Origin of the sequence: Bradyrhizobium sp. Arg816, from assembly GCF_029989365.1 — a bacterium.
Taxonomy (GTDB): domain Bacteria; phylum Pseudomonadota; class Alphaproteobacteria; order Rhizobiales; family Xanthobacteraceae; genus Bradyrhizobium.
The window spans coordinates 1-462 of sequence record NZ_JAPRAQ010000192.1 but is presented as its reverse complement, the minus strand read 5'-3'; the positions used below and the strand labels follow the sequence as shown (position 1 = coordinate 462).

Annotated in this window: 1 protein-coding gene; it reads left to right on the top strand. The window is 61.3% G+C overall.

Annotated elements, in window-relative coordinates; all coding sequences use genetic code 11:
* Positions 1–462, top strand: a 462-nt coding sequence (locus OWC48_RS46460; RefSeq protein ID WP_282525988.1) for a hypothetical protein, incomplete at both ends; no start/stop codon positions are given.

The following is a 462-nucleotide window of genomic DNA, read 5'->3' as shown; positions in this document are numbered from 1 at the left end:
CCTCCTCGGCGCCGACGCCGCCTCAACCCTGGGGTGCCGCGCCGAAATATGTGACGACCGTCACCAATTCCAATCCGCAGCTTTGCAGCACCATCACGCTGCCTGGTGGCGGGACGCTCCCCTATAATAACCTGGATGAGGCCAACCAGATCGGACAGAATACTCTTTTCTACCCGACCACGCCGGGCAATCCCCAGCCGGGAACCGATGCGCAGGTGCTGTTCGAGGCGAAGGTCAACCAGTATGAATCCAACTATGTAAACCAGAATTATGCGAGCTTTATCCCGCAGTTCGGCCCGTTCCGTCTTTCCCCCGGCATCACCTTGCCGACGACGACGGTCGAGGTGAAGGCGGCCTGGCGCCCGCTCTCCTCGATCCCGTCGAACCAGCGCTATCGCTACCATGTGTCGAACGTGCTCACCTATGGCGGCACCGACAGCAATCCGGTGCCCAGGGTGGTGC